This window comes from Pseudomonas sp. NMI760_13, assembly GCF_021283245.1.
Taxonomy (GTDB): Bacteria; Pseudomonadota; Gammaproteobacteria; order Pseudomonadales; family Pseudomonadaceae; genus Aquipseudomonas; species Aquipseudomonas peradeniyensis.
This window is the reverse complement of the sequence record NZ_JAJSRC010000011.1, coordinates 60,038-76,322: the sequence shown is the minus strand read 5'-3', so window position 1 is coordinate 76,322 and position 16,285 is coordinate 60,038. Positions and strand designations below refer to the sequence as shown.

Genomic DNA, 16,285 nt, shown 5'->3' with positions numbered 1-16,285 from the left:
ATAAAGGAGCGAAGGCCTGGTTGTCTGTGCCGGCCTCTATCGCGGGGCAAGCCCGCTCCCACGCACATACGACCTAGGGCGTGGGAGCGGGCTTGCCCCGCGATAGAGGCCTTCAGCCTTGCATGATCGCCACGAACTGACGCACCAACTCCCCGGCATCCCGCCGGCAAGCCAGCGCCACGGTACTTTGGCACGCCTCGACCAACGGCACGAAACGCACCAATGGCGGGGCGATCTCGCGCATGCTCGCCGGCAACAATGCTACCCCGAACCCGGCCTGGATCAACTGCAGTTGCGTGGTCTTGCGCGACACCACCTGCGCCGCCTGGGGATAGAATCCCTCGTTCATGCACAGCGACGCCGACAGGTAGCTCAGCCCGCCGCGCTGACGATGGGGGATGGAGATGAAGCGTTCCTCGCGCAGTTGCCCCAACCGAACACTGGCCGCCGTGGCCAGTGGGTGGCTCGCCGCCACCGCCAGCAGCAGGGGCTCGTCGAACAGCGCATGCAGTTCCACGCCCTCGTGCTGGCGCAGTACTGGCAGGCGCAACAGGCCGATCTCCAGCCGTCCCTCGGCGATGTCCTCCAGCTGCGCTTCCGACGATTGCTGGGCGATTTCTAGGGATACGCCAGGGTTAGCCTCGAGGTAGGTGCCGAGGCGCTGCAGCAACTGCCCGGTCAGCGGCACGGTGCTGGAGTGGTTCAGACGCAAACTGCCGCGCAGGCCTTGGCCAACTTCGCGGGCCAGGCGTTCGGCCTTGTCCAGGTCGGCCAGCAGGCGTCGGGCGCGGTCGAGGAAGGCCAGCCCGGCGGCGGTCAGCCGTGGCTGGCGAGCGGTGCGCTCGAACAGTGCGGACCCCAGGTGCAGCTCCAGCTCCTTGATCTGACGGCTGAGGGCCGACTGGGCGATGTACAGCCGCTCTGCGGCGGCACTGAAGCTGCCGGCCTCGGCAATTTCGACGAAATAGCGCAGCTGACGGATCGAAGTCATGTCATGCCTTTTCCAGATGGCTCATGGCGTAAAGGCATATTAGTCGGCATGGCTTGTCGCTGGCTAACCTTCAGTGGTCTCCCGAGGAACTGTCGCGATGCTCGCTCAATTGTCGTTTTCCACGCTCGACTGGCTGCCCATCCTGCTGGGTGTGGGGGTGGCCTATATCGTCTTCGGCATCGCCGGCTTCGGCACCGCGCTGGTCGCCGGCCCCGTGCTGATCCACTTCATGCCGTTGTCGCGGATCATTCCGTTGCTGGTGTTGCTGGACTTCGTCGCCGCCTTCGGCAACCTGCTGCCGTCGCGGCGTGACGTGGTGCGCGGCGAGTTACTGCGGCTGCTGCCGTTCATGGCCGTGGGCTGTACCCTGGGCGTCGTGTTCCTGCTGCGCCTGAAGTCGGATGTGCTGCTGTTGCTGATGGGGCTGTTCGTCACTGCCTACGCGGTCTATGGCCTGGCGGTGAAGGTGCGGCCGGCGAGCTTGTCGGGCGCCTGGGCGGTGCCCATGGGCACGGTGGGCGGGTTGTTCGGCGCCCTGTTCGGCAGTGGTGGTTTTTTGTACGCGATCTACCTCAGCGCACGGCTGGAGGCCAAGGAGCAGGTGCGGGCGACCCAGGTCGCACTGATCAGTTGCAGCACGGTGGTGCGCCTGTCGCTGTTCCTGATCGCCGGGGTATATGCCGACGTCAGCCTGTTGCTGCTGGCCGCCTGCCTGTTGCCGGTGATGTTCGCCGGTACCTGGCTGGGACGGCGGCTGACCCTGAGGCTATCCCGCGAGGCCTTCGTGCGATTGATCACCTGGCTGGTGCTGGCCAGCGGCCTGGCGTTGATCGGTCGCTACCTGAGCGCCTGAGCAGACGGTAGAATTGAGTGATTACCGCAGTTCGCAGGCCCGCCTCAAGCATGAACACCCAAAGCATCATCGTCCCCAAGCTGTCCACCGTGCCGGTTCACGAAGCCCGTGCCCGCGCCATCCTGCGCTGGCTGGTGCGCGAGAAGATCGTCGAGGAGCAACTGAGCACCTGCGGTCGCACCGGCAATCGTATGGGCCATGCCCTGGCCGAAGGGGCGCGCAAGGTGGCCCTGCACCCCGAGAAGCTGCCGTTCGGCGCACAGGTCAATGGCCTTGAGGTGATGCTCAAGCGCTGCATCTATACCCCTACCGACGGATTTCTCGAGGAGGCCGGCTGCCCGGAATGCCGGCGGGAGGTGGGCGAGCCGCTGTTCGAGAGCCTGGAGGAATGGATGCCGGGGGTGAGCGACAACTTCACCTGCCCGCTGTGCGGATTCGAGGACGACATCAATGGCTTCCTCTACCTGCAGCCGTGTGCCTTTTCCAACCTGGGGTTCATCTTCAACAACTGGGGCGAGGCCGGGTTCACCCAGGCCTTCCTCGACAGCTTCGCCGACTGGCTGGACCAGCCGGTGGCGGTGGTGCAGGTAAAACTGCCGCAAGGCTGACCGAAGGCCCTTATTTTGCATTGAGCGGCGCGCCATGGATGGGTATAATGGCGCGCTTCCATTTTTCCCCTTCCGGGAGCCCCCGCGATGCTGCGTATCAGCCAAGAAGCCCTGACCTTCGACGATATCCTCCTTGTACCTGGCTACTCCGAGGTACTGCCCAATGAAGTCAGTCTCAAGACCCGTTTGACTCGTGGCATCGAGCTGAACATTCCCCTGGTCTCCGCCGCCATGGATACCGTGACCGAAGCGCGCCTGGCCATCGCCATGGCCCAGGAAGGCGGCATCGGCATCATCCACAAGAACATGACCATCGAGCAGCAGGCCGGCGAAGTACGCAAGGTCAAGAAGTTCGAGGCCGGCGTGGTCAAGGACCCGATCACCATCGACGCCGACGCCACCGTGCGCGACCTGTTCGACCTGACCCGCCTGAACAACATCTCCGGCGTTCCGGTACTGGCGAACGGCGACCTGGTCGGCATCGTCACCTCCCGTGACGTGCGCTTCGAAACCCGCCTGGACGCCAAGGTCCGCGACGTGATGACCCCCAAAGAGCGTCTGGTCACCGTCCGCGAAGGCGCCGACAAGAACGAAGTCCGCGAGCTGCTGCACAAGCACCGCCTGGAAAAAGTCCTGATCGTCGACGACAAGTTCGCCCTCAAGGGCATGATGACCGTCAAGGACATCGAGAAGGCCAAGGCCTATCCGTTGGCCAGCAAGGACGACCAGGGTCGCCTGCGCGTCGGCGCTGCGGTCGGCACCGGCAAGGACACCGGCGAGCGCGTAGCCGCCCTGGTTGCCGCCGGCGTTGACGTGGTGGTGGTGGACACCGCCCACGGTCACTCCAAGGGCGTGATCGACCGCGTTCGCTGGGTCAAGGAAACCTACCCGCAAGTGCAGGTGATCGGCGGCAACATCGCCACCGGCGCTGCCGCCAAGGCCCTGGCTGAAGCCGGCGCCGACGCGGTCAAGGTCGGTATCGGCCCGGGCTCGATCTGCACCACCCGCATCGTCGCCGGTGTCGGCGTGCCGCAGATCAGCGCCATCGCCAACGTCGCCGCCGCACTGGAAGGCACTGGCGTGCCGCTGATCGCCGACGGCGGCATCCGTTTCTCGGGTGACCTGTCCAAGGCCATCGTTGCCGGCGCCTCGTGCGTGATGATGGGCTCGATGTTCGCCGGTACCGAAGAAGCACCGGGTGAAGTCGAACTGTTCCAGGGCCGTTCCTACAAGGCCTACCGCGGCATGGGCTCGCTGGGTGCCATGGCACAGGCGCAAGGCTCGTCCGACCGTTACTTCCAGGACTCCTCGGCCGGCGCCGAGAAGCTGGTACCGGAAGGCATCGAAGGCCGCGTGCCCTACAAGGGCGCCCTGGCCGCGATCATCCACCAGCTGATGGGCGGCCTGCGTTCGTCCATGGGCTACACCGGCAGCGCGACCATCGAAGAGATGCGCACCAAGCCGGAGTTCGTGCGCATCACCGGTGCCGGCATGGCCGAGTCCCATGTGCATGACGTGCAGATCACCAAAGAAGCCCCTAACTACCGCGTAGGCTGAGGCTTCCAGCAATAGCAAGCGGGGCTGTCATGACAGCCCCGTGTCGTTTCCGATTTCCACTGACGAGATTGAGTCATGGCCCTCGACATTCACGCTCACCGCATCCTGATCCTCGATTTCGGTTCCCAGTACACCCAGCTGATCGCCCGCCGCGTGCGCGAGATCGGCGTGTACTGCGAACTGCACCCGTTCGACATGGACGATGAAGCGATCCGCGAATTCAACCCGCGCGGCATCATCCTGGCCGGTGGCCCCGAGTCGGTCCACGAAGCCAACAGCCCGCGCGCCCCGCAGGCCGTGTTCGACCTGAAGGTCCCGGTGCTGGGCATCTGCTACGGCATGCAGACCATGGCCGAGCAGATGGGCGGCAAGGTCGAAGGTTCCGACCTGCGCGAGTTCGGCTACGCCCGTGTCGACGTGGTCGGCAAGAGCCGCCTGCTCGACGGCATCGAAGACCATGTCGATGACGACGGCGTACTGGGCCTGGACGTGTGGATGAGCCACGGCGACAAGGTCACCCAGATGCCGGGCAACTTCAGCGTACTGGCCAGCACCCCGAGCTGCCCGATCGCCGGCATGTACGACGACGCCCTGGGCTACTACGGCGTGCAGTTCCACCCGGAAGTGACCCACACCAAGCAAGGCGGTCGCATCCTGTCGCGCTTCGTCCAGGACATCTGCGGCTGTGAAGCCCTGTGGACCGCCTCGAACATCGTCGAGGACGCCATCGCCCAGGTGCGCGCACAGGTCGGTTCGGCCAACGTCCTGCTGGGTCTGTCCGGCGGCGTCGACTCCTCCGTGGTTGCCGCGCTGCTGCACCGCGCCATCGGCGACCAGCTGACCTGCGTGTTCGTCGACAACGGTCTGCTGCGCCTGCACGAAGGCGACCAGGTGATGGCCATGTTCAAGGAGAACATGGGCGTCAAGGTGATCCGCGCCGATGCCGAGAAGCAGTTCCTCGACAACCTGGAAGGCGAAGCGGACCCTGAGAAAAAGCGCAAGATCATCGGTCGCACCTTCATCGACGTGTTCGATGCCGAAGCCAGCAAGCTGGACAACATCCAGTTCCTCGCCCAGGGCACCATCTACCCCGACGTGATCGAGTCGGCTGGCGCCAAGAGCGGCAAGGCCCACGTGATCAAGTCGCACCACAACGTCGGTGGCCTGCCGGAGGAAATGAACCTCAAGCTGGTCGAGCCGCTGCGCGAGCTGTTCAAGGACGAAGTGCGCAAGATCGGCCTGGAACTGGGCCTGCCGTACGACATGGTCTACCGCCACCCGTTCCCGGGCCCGGGCCTGGGCGTGCGTATCCTTGGTGAAGTGAAGAAGGAATACGCCGACATCCTGCGTCGCGCCGACCACATCTTCATCGAAGAACTGCGCAAGGCCGACTGGTACCACAAGACCAGCCAGGCGTTCGTGGTGTTCCAGCCGGTCAAGTCGGTCGGCGTCGTCGGCGACGGCCGTCGCTACGCCTGGGTCGTGGCCCTGCGTGCCGTCGAGACCGTGGACTTCATGACCGCGCGCTGGGCGCACTTGCCGTACGAGCTGCTGGAAACCGTCAGCGGCCGTATCATCAACGAAATCGACGGTATCTCCCGCGTCACCTACGACGTGTCGAGCAAGCCGCCGGCCACTATCGAGTGGGAATGAGTTGAGCCACAAGGGCGCCGCAAGGCGCCCTTGTCGTATCTGCGCTTCGCTCAATGGCTGATGTAGCGCATGCCGCGCAGACTCAAGCGGGTATGCAGGTCGGCAAGGTGTTCGAAGCGCCGTTCATGTACGTCTGGCCAGTCGGGGCGTTCGATGTAGCAATAGCGCCCGTCCCGTTTGATCAGGGTGCGTCGCAGGGCCGAATTCCGGCTGCGGTTGATCACGTATTCCTCGCCATTGACCCGTTCGATGGTGTAATCGCCTGGCGTGACCAGCATGCTGTCGAAGTCAGGTGATGTCGAGCGTATGGGCAACACTGCCGCACGCAGGAGCAGGTCGCTTTCCAGATGCCTGACACCAGCCTTCGGGTCAACGATGTCCCTGCCGGGGTCGGCGCTGTAGGTGTCGATTCCATCGATCGGGCCGTCTTCGACGCGCAGGCCAATTGCGCCTTCCGTTTCAGCCAGACCAGTAACGCCATGGAAGTTGTTGGCGTGGCTGCTACCCACAAGTGCAACCCATTTTCCCGGACCTCGTGCAGCCTGGTCGGCCTCGATGATCAGGTGCGCATAGAAGTTCATCATCTGCTGGCGTGTCCCATCGGCAACCGGATTCACCCATGCCTGGCGATAGCTGGCCATGCAGTCGATGGCTTGGATCCGTACGCCGTTCTTCTGCGCCTCAACCATTACCCGGCGGAAGGTGTAGCAGCCAGCCGGGTCGGTGCCGTGGCCGAGATCCTGTTCCGCGACATAAGCATCAAGCGCTTTGGGCATCACGCCGCTGCGATTGAACGTGTCCAGGTCCGCTTGCTGGAAGTCGGTCGTGTAGTGCTCCATGTACAGCGTCCTGACCTTCAGCTTGCGCAGCAGGCGCATGTTGTCGATCAGTAGCCGCTTGCTGCCAAGGCTGCTATGCGCTTCTCCGATGACCAAGCCATTGCTGTTCTCGTAGATGCTTTGCAGCACCCGTTTGGAGGCGGCGCCAGGAGGGATCTCAGGTATCTGTGGACGTGGGGGAGGCTGCACCGTCTTCATGAAATCATTGGCGTCTGTCGCCAATTGATCACGTAGCTGGCGGAAACGCTTGAGGGCGGCGTTGCGTTCTGGTGCCTCCAATCGTTCCCGCGTACCCGTAATCTCATGCTCTGAAACATCGTTCAGTGATTGGCGCAGGTCGGCGGGGACGTCATAAGGTGTCTCTGCAAGTGCAGGCGGGCTAGCGGACGTTGACGGGCGACCCCAGGCCTTCAGGCGTGCGAGCATGCCCCCTTTGAGGCCTGGGCGATCCACAGGTTGCCAGTGTCCTTCTGCATCCAGGCGGATCGGTTGGTTCTTGTAGAAAGAGAGCGGGTTGTCGGGGTCGACGATGGTCCAGGTTTTCAGCTCTGATACAAAACGCACCTGGTAAGGCATATCTTCAACCAGTGCGTAGAATTGCCCGCCTTGCGTGTAGATCCCTTCTAGGGTACCTGACCCCGGTTCGCCGCTGAGCATTACATTGGTTTCGAAAGGGTTCAGCAGCTCCCAGCTTTGCGCAGGTTGGAAAGGGTCGGGTACCCAGGTCTTGATGGCATCCGCCACGCTTGTCGCTGAGTCATCCTCGACTTCGCTATCGCCGGAAGCTGCGTGCTCCTCTGTCTCGGTTGGGCGCTCCCCGATATCCGTTGTTCCTTCTGCTTCACCTAACTCGGCAAGGGGGTTGCCGGGAGCGCTGAGCAGAAAGGTCGCATTGAACAGGGTCTCGATGGCGGCGAAAATCGCGCCCGTAACACCTGCCTTGCGTTCGCGGGTCGTGTGCCCGGTTATTGCCTGGTCGATGTTCAAGCCTGTTTCGGCGATGCCGGCGCCCACCAGTGCCAAGGCCACCGGCCAGTCCACGGCCGCCATGGGGCCGAACACTTGCAGGCCGGCCTTCAAGTAACCGATCCACAGCTGTTTGCGCAGGTCGGCGTTGGAGCGCAGGGCGAAGTGCGCATCATCGAGCATCCGCTGGTGGGCTTTGTTACGCAGCCAGTCGAAGGCATCTTCGTCGATCTGCTGGTCCAGGGTGTTGAGGCCGGAGAAATCCTGCCTGCCCCAGCCGTGGTAGAGCAGGTCGATCAAATGATTCAACCCGACCTGGCTGTCGCCCTCGTCGCGATCGTTCAGGGCGAAGTGCGCTACGAAGCGTGCCCGGTTCTCGGCATGATTGCAGTGGTTGAGCACCCACAGGAACAATGCCTGCACATCCTGGAAGTGATACAGGCCTTCGATGTCCCCGGGCAGGTAGATGACCTGGCTACCGTCTTGCATCTGCAGGCGCAGGATATCCGTCGCGACATGGCCGCCGATATCGAATGTGCATATGCGCACGCCGTTACCCGGCAGCATTCGTTGGTGCAACGCTTGCACTGATGGCGGCCAGGGCATTTCGCCCACCAGTGCCCGCACGATGTCACTGCACTGGCGGGCGAGCGCTGACTTGGGGTCATGGGCACAGGTTTCCAGTACTTTGCTCAGGAAGTTGGCCTTGGCCAGCGTGCGGAAGTTTTCCGAATGATTCGTCCAGAAGGTGCCCAGCCGCCGCTTGAAATCAGCGGCGAAGTCGATCTTCCAGAAGTCATCCAGCACATCCTTGGCATCGAGCCGTACTTCATTGTGTTCGTCGTAGCTGTCCTTGCCTGGCCCATCGCTGTAGAAACCCACCAGATAGCTGAGCAAGTCGGCGTTGTCCTGGTCATGGACATCGAAACGGTGCATCACCAGTTGTGGCAGAGTCATCGACTCGTACGGCTGATCGAAGTGCTGCCAGCCGTTGAAGGTCCTGGGGCTGCTGACGGCGGTATTGAATCGGTGCAGGTACACACTGTCGGGATCCAGCGCTTTCAGGCCATTGCGGTCAAGGATCTGTTGCGCGACTGTTCGCGCCATCTCGCGCATGTCCGGGCAGTCTTCGGTGAGTTGCCGGGCGATTGTCAGCAGGGTCTGCTGATCACTGGAGGTGCGAGTAAAGATGGGCATCACGAGGGTCCGGTACAGAAAAATGAACCTCAGTGTCAGGCGCTCGCATGCTTGGGTGGAGGTGCATATTGCTTATTCCATAGCCCGGCAGCCTGAAACGACAAAGCCCGCATCAGCGGGCTTTGTCGTTTCAGGCGAAGACGTTGATCAGAAGTCGTAGCGCACGTTCGCACTGAAGGTGTCGGCGTTGAAGCCGCTGCTGGCCAGGTAGTTGTACGTGCCTCCTACGCTCCACGCACCCACGCGGTAGTTTGCACCCAGCCCCAGCTCGTAGCTGTCGCGCGCAGGTTTCGCGCCCGTGGTGGTGAACGGGGTGCCTCCGAGCACGAAGGTGGAGGTGGTGCTGGCCTTGTCAGCGATGAAGTCGTGCCAGGCCATCAGCTTGGCTTCCGGTTCCAGGGTGCCCACGCCTACGTCGAAAGCGGCCGCCAGGCGAGCGCCCAGGCCCATCTCGCCTATTTCATAGCGCTGGCTGCCGACGTTGAGGGCGGCTGAGCTGCCTTTTTCACGGTACGAATCAATCGACACCTTGGCATAGCGCGCACCGACCTGTGGTTCCAGCAGCCACTGCTTGTCGAGCTGGAAGGTGTAGCCTGCCAGGGCGTTGACGCCGAAGATTTCACTGTCGTAGTCGGCCTTGGCGCGGGTACCGGCAATGTAACGTTTGGACTCGTTGTCGTTCCAGCCATACATCAGCGAGGTGTCGACGAAGAAGTTGTCACGGGCCCAGTTGCCGTACAAGGTCAGTGCATGGCCGCTGACGTCGGTCTTGCTACCCAGGTCGGATTTGACGTCGCTGGTGAGGTAGCTGTATGCCACGCCCAGGGTGGTATTGGCGTCGAGCTTGCCGTCAGCACCCACGGCGATGCCGTGGGTATTTGCGTCGTAGCCGTCGACGCCGTGGCGGCTGTCCTGGTTGGCATCGCTGGACAGCGCTTGCAGCCATACGCCTTGTTCTGCCAGGACGTCACCGGAGGACTGGCCATTGCGCGCTTTGCTGGCGCGACGGTTGATGGCGCTTGTGACCAGGTTCTGGCCGCTGGTGGCGGCATGAATCACCCCACGGCTGACATCCGGGGTCAGGGTTTCGGCAAGTTTGGCCAGCTCTTCGTTGGTGGCGGCGTTGGCGAAACGCTGGAAAACCGGATCGCTTTCGTCCATCAGGCCCAAGACGGTGTTCTTGAGCGGCTTGATCGCGTTCACCGCGTTGTTCGAGCCACTGGCATCCTGCAGGCCCTGCGCAATCACCTCGTCACTGCGGGTGGCGACCAGTGCTTTGAGATCCTGGCCTTCGATGCCGAAGCTTTTCACCTCGAGCAGTGCCGAGGAGGAGACCACGGACAGGTTCTGCGGATCTTCCCAGGTGCCTGAGTTGATGAGGGTGTAACGAGTGCCCTGGGCCGGTGTACGGAAGTCGTCGGAGCGAGCTTGCAGTTCGACCTGGCTACCCTCGGAGAAGTAGGTGTTGCCTGTGACTTTGAGGATCGGCGTTTCAGGCAATGTGTCGTTATCCAGCAGCAGACGCAGGCGCGCAGTGTCGCTGTCCAGGTCGAGGCCGCCCACGATGGTCGTCTGCGGGCGGAGCAGCGTCAGGCGACCACCGTCGATATCGACGTAACCGGCACGGATGGTCGAGCCATCGAATATCGCTTCACCGCTCACCAGCACACCGTTCAAGCCCAGCAGGTCACCTTTTACTTGCCCTGCGTGCCAGTAGAAATACGAGGGCGAGGTGTTGTCGTCCGCCAGGATTGCCGCAGTGCCGCCTTCGATCAGGCCACCTGTCTGCGTGATGGCGAAAATGCTGAAACCGCCCGAGGGGTCGAGGCTGACAAAGTGAATGCCCACCCCATCGGCCGAGATCGTCCCGCTATTGTTGATAGCGGTCTTGAAGTCGCCACCCAACACTTGAGCGGTGAAGCGGGCGTTCTCTACTTCGATACCCGCAGAGTCGATGCCGCGAGCGGTGATGGTGCCCGAGTTGTTGATGTTCGCCTGGGTCGAGGTGATCATCATGCCATTGGCACCTTCGCCAGTCACAGTGATGTTGCCGTTGTTGTTCACTTCACCCGCGATCTTCGCCAGGTACAGGTCCAGCCCCATGGCGCTGTTGCTGTCTACCGTAATGTCGCCCTGGTTGACCAGGTCGCCAGTGGCGGTGGAGTTGAGGGTCATGCTGATACCCGACAGGACGTCGCTGGTGTTCGCCGCCGCCAGGTTGATTTTGCCTTGGTTGACCAGGTTGCCCGCCAGGGTCACGTTAACCAACGTTACACCTGCGTTCTGCGACGTGCCGGTGAAGGTGACGTTATTGAATACATCACCGGAGCTGTTGTAGGCCCCTGTACCCAGGTCATGGTTGAGGTCGGGTGCGGGTGTGGCATGGGCAGTAGCCGCGGCGACAGACAGCGCCAACAGCGAGCGGCGCAAGAGGTAGATGCTCAAGACAGTCGTATCCTTACAGGGAGAAACCGGCAGGGAACACTGCGCATCAGCGTTTGTTATAGGCATCCCAGCCAGCGTGTCGGTGAAGTGCTGATTTTAAACGCGTGCAATCTACACGATGCCTGCAGGAGAATTCATCATGAAAAAGACAAATCCGAACGAATAAGCCCAACGAATGCTTCGAGGCAGCTTTTTGGAGCTTCCCCTTCAGTATTAAGGGAACTCAACGATCAGGCGAAGAGCCTCGTCCAAGCCAGGTCTTAGGGGACCGGTGCCAGCGGCGTTTGAGCCCATTGGCTCCATGTTGCCTCCCACCCTCTATCATGGCTTGCTTGTGGCACAAGGACACATTGGGAGAGGGGTGAGCCAAGCGCCTGTTGGTAACTATCGGCCAAGCTGGCAGGGATGATCGGGTCTGCTGCTCCAATGAAATGACGCTGGGGTAGCGAGGCGAGCCGATCGCGATAGTCCAGAGGCTCCAATGAGCCCTCGAGTGGCGACAGGCCTTTCATCATCGCCCACAGATGTGGACTGAGGTTGCCAGCGAGGCTTTGCACCTGGGTAACGTCGTTGCGCTGCGCCGCCAACAACAAGGCGAGGGCGGCGCCACCTGAATACCCCACCAGTTCGAATTCCCTGTTGGCATATCGCTGCTTCAACTGGTCCAGCGCGTGGCTCAGGCGGGTAACCACCTCACTGGAGAATCGTCGATGGGTCCAGAGGGAGGATTGGCAGGCTGCGGCCATGATGAACTGGCAGGGGCGTGCCAAATACACATTCGGGGTTGGGTCATTGAGCGCCAGCCGTGGCACCAGCAGATTGTGCGGGCTCGGGTCCAGGCTGGGTTGAGTGGCCGTCGACCAGGCGTGACCATCGCCTTCCAGGTAGACACGCAGGCGGGTCATCTTTTCTGCAGGGTGCGGCGCTAGCATGACGAGCGGGTAGGTGTGGCCCGGGAGCACCTGCAATGGTCGGCCGTGCTCTTCAGCCAGTTGTTGCAGCGCCTCGCGCGGCGATTGGCAGGCGATCAAAAGCGCGCTGAGCATTAGCATCCAGACGCCATGGAGGCTGGTCGATATCCACCGACAGTAAGCGTATCTGCTCACCCAAGGTCACAACACATGATGCAAAGTCTCGTATCGCAGCGTACGGGGACGGTGCGTGATAGTGCAGGCGCCTTGGTTGAATTGCTAGTGTCCTGTCTCGGAAGTACCGCTGAAACACCGCACTAGCCTGAGCAGTCATTTTCGGCGCATTGTCCCGTCACATCCGCGGTGGCCAGGGAGTCCTGCCCGTCAGCCGTTGCGACAACACTTCACTTAATCTTTCCTATTTGCAGGTGTATCGTATTCGCCCTTCATCGCCAGCCGCAGTTGGCAGACTGATTGTGCAAAACACGAGGTACCCGCACCGATGTCCTTTACCCGTCGACAAATGCTCAAGGGCCTGACCGGCCTGGTGGTGGTAGGCCTGGGCGCCGGAGGCGCGGCACGCTACTGGCTGGGCAAGGTCGAGGACGACAATGCCGGGCACGACTACGAGCTGATCGCCGCGCCCCTGGACGTCGAGCTGGTGCCGGGCTTCAAGACCGAGGCCTGGGCCTTCGGCCCGTCGGCGCCGGGTACCGAACTGCGGGTGCGTCAGGGCACCTGGCTGCGGGTGCGCTTCATCAACCGCCTGCCGGTGGAGACCACCATCCACTGGCACGGCATCCGCCTGCCGCTGGAGATGGACGGCGTGCCGTATGTCTCGCAGTTGCCGGTCAAACCGGGCGAATACTTCGACTACAAGTTCAAGGTGCCGGATGCCGGCAGCTACTGGTATCACCCGCACGTCAGCAGTTCCGAGGAGCTGGGCCGCGGCCTGGTCGGGCCGCTGATCGTCGAGGAGCGCGAACCCACGGGCTTCCAGCATGAACGCACCCTGAGCCTGAAGAACTGGCACGTGGACGAGCAGGGCGCCTGGCTGCCGTTCAGCATCCCCCGCGAGGCGGCCCGCAATGGCACCGCCGGGCGCCTGATCACCATCAACGGCCAGGCCGAGTCGGTTACGGAGCTGCCGGCCGGGCAGGTGGTGCGGGTGCGCCTGCTGAACCTGGACAACACCTGGACCTACCGCTTGAACCTCAAGGGCAACTGCGAGGCAATGATCTATGCCCTCGATGGCAACCCGGTGACCCCGCGGCCACTGGACGACGAGTATTGGCTCGGGCCGGGCATGCGCATTTGCCTGGCGATCCGCATTCCCGAGGCGGGCGAGGAGGTTTCCCTGCGAGATGGATTCGTGCGCCTGGGCACCCTGCGCTCGGTGGCCAGCAGCGAGGCGCCCGGCGACTGGCCCGAGGCCCTGCCGCCGAATCCGGTCGCCGAGCCGGACCTGGAGAACGCCGAGAAGCTCAACTTCAATTTCGAATGGGTCGGCAAGGTCTCGGTGAACACCGAGAACGGCAAACCGCCGAGCCTGTGGCAGATCAACGGCCAGGCCTGGGACATCACCGACAAGACCTGCGCCGACCGGCCGATCGCCACGCTGCAGAAAGGCAAGAGCTACATCCTCGAGCTGAAGAACATGACCCAGTACCAGCACCCGATCCACCTGCATGGCATGAGTTTCAAGGTAATCGCCTCCAATCGGCGCAAGATCGTCGAGCCGTGGTTCACCGACACCTACCTGCTGGGCAAGAACGAGCGGGCGCAGGTGGCGCTGGTGGCGGATAACCCGGGCACCTGGATGTTCCACTGCCACGTCATCGACCACATGGAAACCGGCCTGATGGCCGCGATCGCGGTGGTCTGATGCGACCGCAGATCATCGATCGCAGCCGCGACCAGGAGTTCATGCGCCTGGCCCTCGATCTGGCGGCCCAGGGCGCGGCCCTGGGCGAGGTGCCGGTGGGGGCAGTGCTGGTGCAGCATGGCCAGGTGATCGGCCAGGGCTTCAACCGGCCGATCATCGACAGCGACCCCAGCGCCCACGCCGAAATGGTGGCGATTCGCGCCGCGGCCAAGTCGGCCAGCAACTACCGGCTGCCGGGCAGCACCCTGTACGTGACCCTGGAGCCATGCAGCATGTGCGCGGGGCTGATCGTCCATTCGCGGGTGGCGCGGGTGGTCTATGGGGCACTGGAGCCCAAGGCGGGGATCGTGCAGAGCCAGGGGCAGTTCTTCAGCCAGGGGTTCCTCAACCATCGGGTGATGTTCGAGGGTGGGGTGCTGGCAGAGGAGTGCGGAACGATCTTGAGTGAGTTCTTCAAGGCGCGGCGGGCGAAAGCCTAGCTGACACGATCCCTGTAGGAGCGGTCTCGTGCCGCGAAAGGGCCGCAAAGCGGCCCCAGCGATCTTTGCTCAACTCTGAAATCCTGGGGCCGCTGCGCAGCCCTTTCGCGGCACAAGGCCGCTCCTACAAAGGACGGTGGCGTGTCACATCGGCGGCGATTGTTCCGCCGGCTTGTCCTTGTTCACCGCCGGCACATGCAGGTTGCCCTCGGCCACCTGGCCTTCGAGCTGCGGCTGCGTGACCCAGGTGAGAATGTCGTAGTAGCGGCGGATGTTGGCCACGAAGTGCACCGGCTCGCCGCCGCGGGCGTAGCCGTACTTGGTCTTGCTGTACCACTGCTTCTGCGACAGGCGCGGCAGCATCTTCTTCACGTCCAGCCACTTGTTCGGGTTCAGGCCTTCGCGCCTGGCCAGGGTGCGGGCGTCTTCCAGGTGGCCGCTGCCGACGTTGTAGGCGGCCAGGGCGAACCAGGTGCGGTCCGGCTCCTTGATGCTGTCGTCGAGCTGGTCCTTGACCAGCATGAAGTACTTGGCGCCACCCTGGATGCTCTGCTTGGGGTCCAGGCGGTTGGACACGCCCATGGCCTGGGCGGTGCGCTGGGTCAGCATCATCAGGCCGCGCACGCCGGTCTTGGAGGTGACCTCGGGCTGCCACATCGATTCCTGGTAGCCGATCGCGGCGAGCAGGCGCCAGTCGACCTGCTCGACCTTGGAGCTGGTCTTGAAGTGCTTCTCGTACTTGGGCAGGCGCTGCTGCAGGTGCTGGGCGAAGGTGTAGGCGCCGACGTAGCCGAGGACATCGACATGGCCGTAGTAACGGTCCTTCAGGCGCTGCAGGGTGCCGTTCTTCTGCGACTTGTCGAGAAACTCGTTGATCTCGTTGAGCAGGCTGTTGTCTTCGCCGGCAGCCACCGCCCAGCGCTGGTCGCGGGTGTCGCCCAGGTCGAAGGCCACGCGCACATTGGGGAAGTACACCTGGTTCATGGCCAGCTCGTTGGAATCGACCAGGGTCAGGTCGATCTGGCCCTCGTCGACCATGCGTAGCAGGTCGACCACCTCGACGGCGTCGGACTCCTCGTACTCCAGCCCCGGGTTCTGCTTTTTCATCTCGGCGAGCTGATCGGCGTGGCTGCTGCCCTTGAGCACCATGATCTTCTTGCCCACCAGCCCTTTGGCGCTGGTCGGCCGCGAGCGGCCATTGCGATAGATGACCTGCGGGGTCACTTCCAGGTAGGGGTGGGAGAACTTCGCCTGGGCGGCGCGGCGCTCGCTGCTGACCAGGCCGGCGGCGGCCAGTACCGGGCCGGACGGCTTGCCCAACTGGTCGAACAGCTCGTCGAGGTTGTCGGCGGTCTCGATCTCCAGCTTCACGCCCAGGTCGTCGGCGAAACGCTTGACCAGTTCGTATTCGAAACCGGTTTCGCCGTTGCGGTCCTGGAAATAGGTGGCCGGGCTGTTACGGGTAATCACGCGCAATACGCCATCCTCCTTGACGCGTTCGAGGGTGCTGGGTTTTTCAACGCAGGCACCGAGCATCAGGAAGAGTCCGGTTGCGAGGAGCCATTTGGCGCATCGCTGGCGCAAAGCAGTGTGGGCGAACATAGGGTGCAGTATACGCAAAGGACCGGCGGCGCCATATCTCGACAATGGTTGGCAGGTCTGCTAGCGGGTTCTGTGCAGAAGCGGCTCGATTCCTTTGTAGGAGCGGCCTTGTGCCGCGATGGGCTGCGTCAGCGGCCCCCAAGGGTTTTCCCAGCACAGCAGTGAATTTGGGGCTGCTGCGCAGCCCATCGCGGCACAAGGCCGCTCCTACAGGGATCGCGCGAAGCCGGTGGTTTTTTTGACCCCTGGGTCCGGTTCCACCGCCCGGCAGCATTGGCTTTGAGCGGGTGCCGAAAGCC

11 protein-coding genes are annotated in these 16,285 nt (G+C 62.8%); 6 read left to right on the top strand and 5 right to left on the bottom strand.

Annotation, left to right across the window (positions count from 1 at the left end):
* Window positions 1-112: 112 nt before the first annotated feature.
* Window positions 113-991 carry a LysR family transcriptional regulator gene (locus LU671_RS13885; protein WP_232855954.1) on the bottom strand — a complete coding sequence of 293 codons (879 nt, stop codon included), beginning with the start codon at window positions 989-991 and terminating at the stop codon, window positions 113-115.
* Between the two features lie 97 nt (window positions 992-1,088).
* On the opposite strand from LU671_RS13885, the gene LU671_RS13880 reads away from it, so the two are divergent.
* From LU671_RS13880 to guaA, 4 genes are all read left to right on the top strand, one after another.
* Window positions 1,089-1,844: a sulfite exporter TauE/SafE family protein gene (locus LU671_RS13880; protein WP_232855953.1), complete on the top strand. Its 756-nt coding sequence runs from the start codon at window positions 1,089-1,091 to the stop codon at window positions 1,842-1,844.
* A gap of 50 nt (window positions 1,845-1,894) precedes the next feature.
* A complete protein-coding gene (locus LU671_RS13875; protein ID WP_110738328.1) occupies window positions 1,895-2,452 on the top strand; it encodes a sugar ABC transporter ATPase in 558 nt (185 codons plus the stop codon).
* An 87-nt stretch (window positions 2,453-2,539) separates the two neighbouring features.
* Window positions 2,540-4,009, top strand: a complete 1,470-nt coding sequence (gene guaB, locus LU671_RS13870) for an IMP dehydrogenase (RefSeq protein WP_050704157.1) — start codon at window positions 2,540-2,542, stop codon at window positions 4,007-4,009.
* Between the two features lie 75 nt (window positions 4,010-4,084).
* A complete protein-coding gene (gene guaA / locus LU671_RS13865; protein WP_050704158.1) occupies window positions 4,085-5,662 on the top strand; it encodes a glutamine-hydrolyzing GMP synthase in 1,578 nt (525 codons plus the stop codon).
* Between the two features lie 50 nt (window positions 5,663-5,712).
* Here guaA and LU671_RS13860 read toward each other — a convergent pair whose 3' ends face one another.
* The 3 genes from LU671_RS13860 to LU671_RS13850 all read right to left on the bottom strand — a co-directional run bounded on the left by LU671_RS13860 (window position 5,713) and on the right by LU671_RS13850 (window position 12,155).
* Window positions 5,713-8,664: a membrane-targeted effector domain-containing toxin gene (locus LU671_RS13860; RefSeq protein ID WP_232855952.1), complete on the bottom strand. Its 2,952-nt coding sequence runs from the start codon at window positions 8,662-8,664 to the stop codon at window positions 5,713-5,715.
* Window positions 8,665-8,811: 147 nt separating this feature from the next.
* Window positions 8,812-11,109 (bottom strand): autotransporter family protein, encoded by a 2,298-nt coding sequence (locus tag LU671_RS13855; protein WP_232855951.1) that lies wholly within the window; start codon window positions 11,107-11,109, stop codon window positions 8,812-8,814.
* Between the two features lie 260 nt (window positions 11,110-11,369).
* Window positions 11,370-12,155 carry an alpha/beta hydrolase gene (locus LU671_RS13850; protein WP_232855950.1) on the bottom strand — a complete coding sequence of 262 codons (786 nt, stop codon included), beginning with the start codon at window positions 12,153-12,155 and terminating at the stop codon, window positions 11,370-11,372.
* A gap of 367 nt (window positions 12,156-12,522) precedes the next feature.
* Between LU671_RS13850 and LU671_RS13845 the strand changes: the two genes are divergently transcribed.
* Both LU671_RS13845 and tadA read left to right on the top strand, forming a co-directional pair.
* Window positions 12,523-13,905: a multicopper oxidase family protein gene (locus LU671_RS13845; protein ID WP_232855949.1), complete on the top strand. Its 1,383-nt coding sequence runs from the start codon at window positions 12,523-12,525 to the stop codon at window positions 13,903-13,905.
* On the top strand, window positions 13,905-14,384 hold the full coding sequence (tadA, locus tag LU671_RS13840) for a tRNA adenosine(34) deaminase TadA (RefSeq protein ID WP_050704163.1): 480 nt from the start codon (window positions 13,905-13,907) through the stop codon (window positions 14,382-14,384). The genes LU671_RS13845 and tadA overlap by 1 nt, the downstream gene beginning before the upstream one ends.
* Before the next feature lie 144 nt (window positions 14,385-14,528).
* Here the strand turns inward: tadA and mltF are convergent, their stop codons facing one another.
* On the bottom strand, window positions 14,529-15,986 hold the full coding sequence (mltF, locus tag LU671_RS13835) for a membrane-bound lytic murein transglycosylase MltF (RefSeq protein ID WP_232855948.1): 1,458 nt from the start codon (window positions 15,984-15,986) through the stop codon (window positions 14,529-14,531).
* Between the last annotated feature and the right edge of the window lie 299 nt (window positions 15,987-16,285).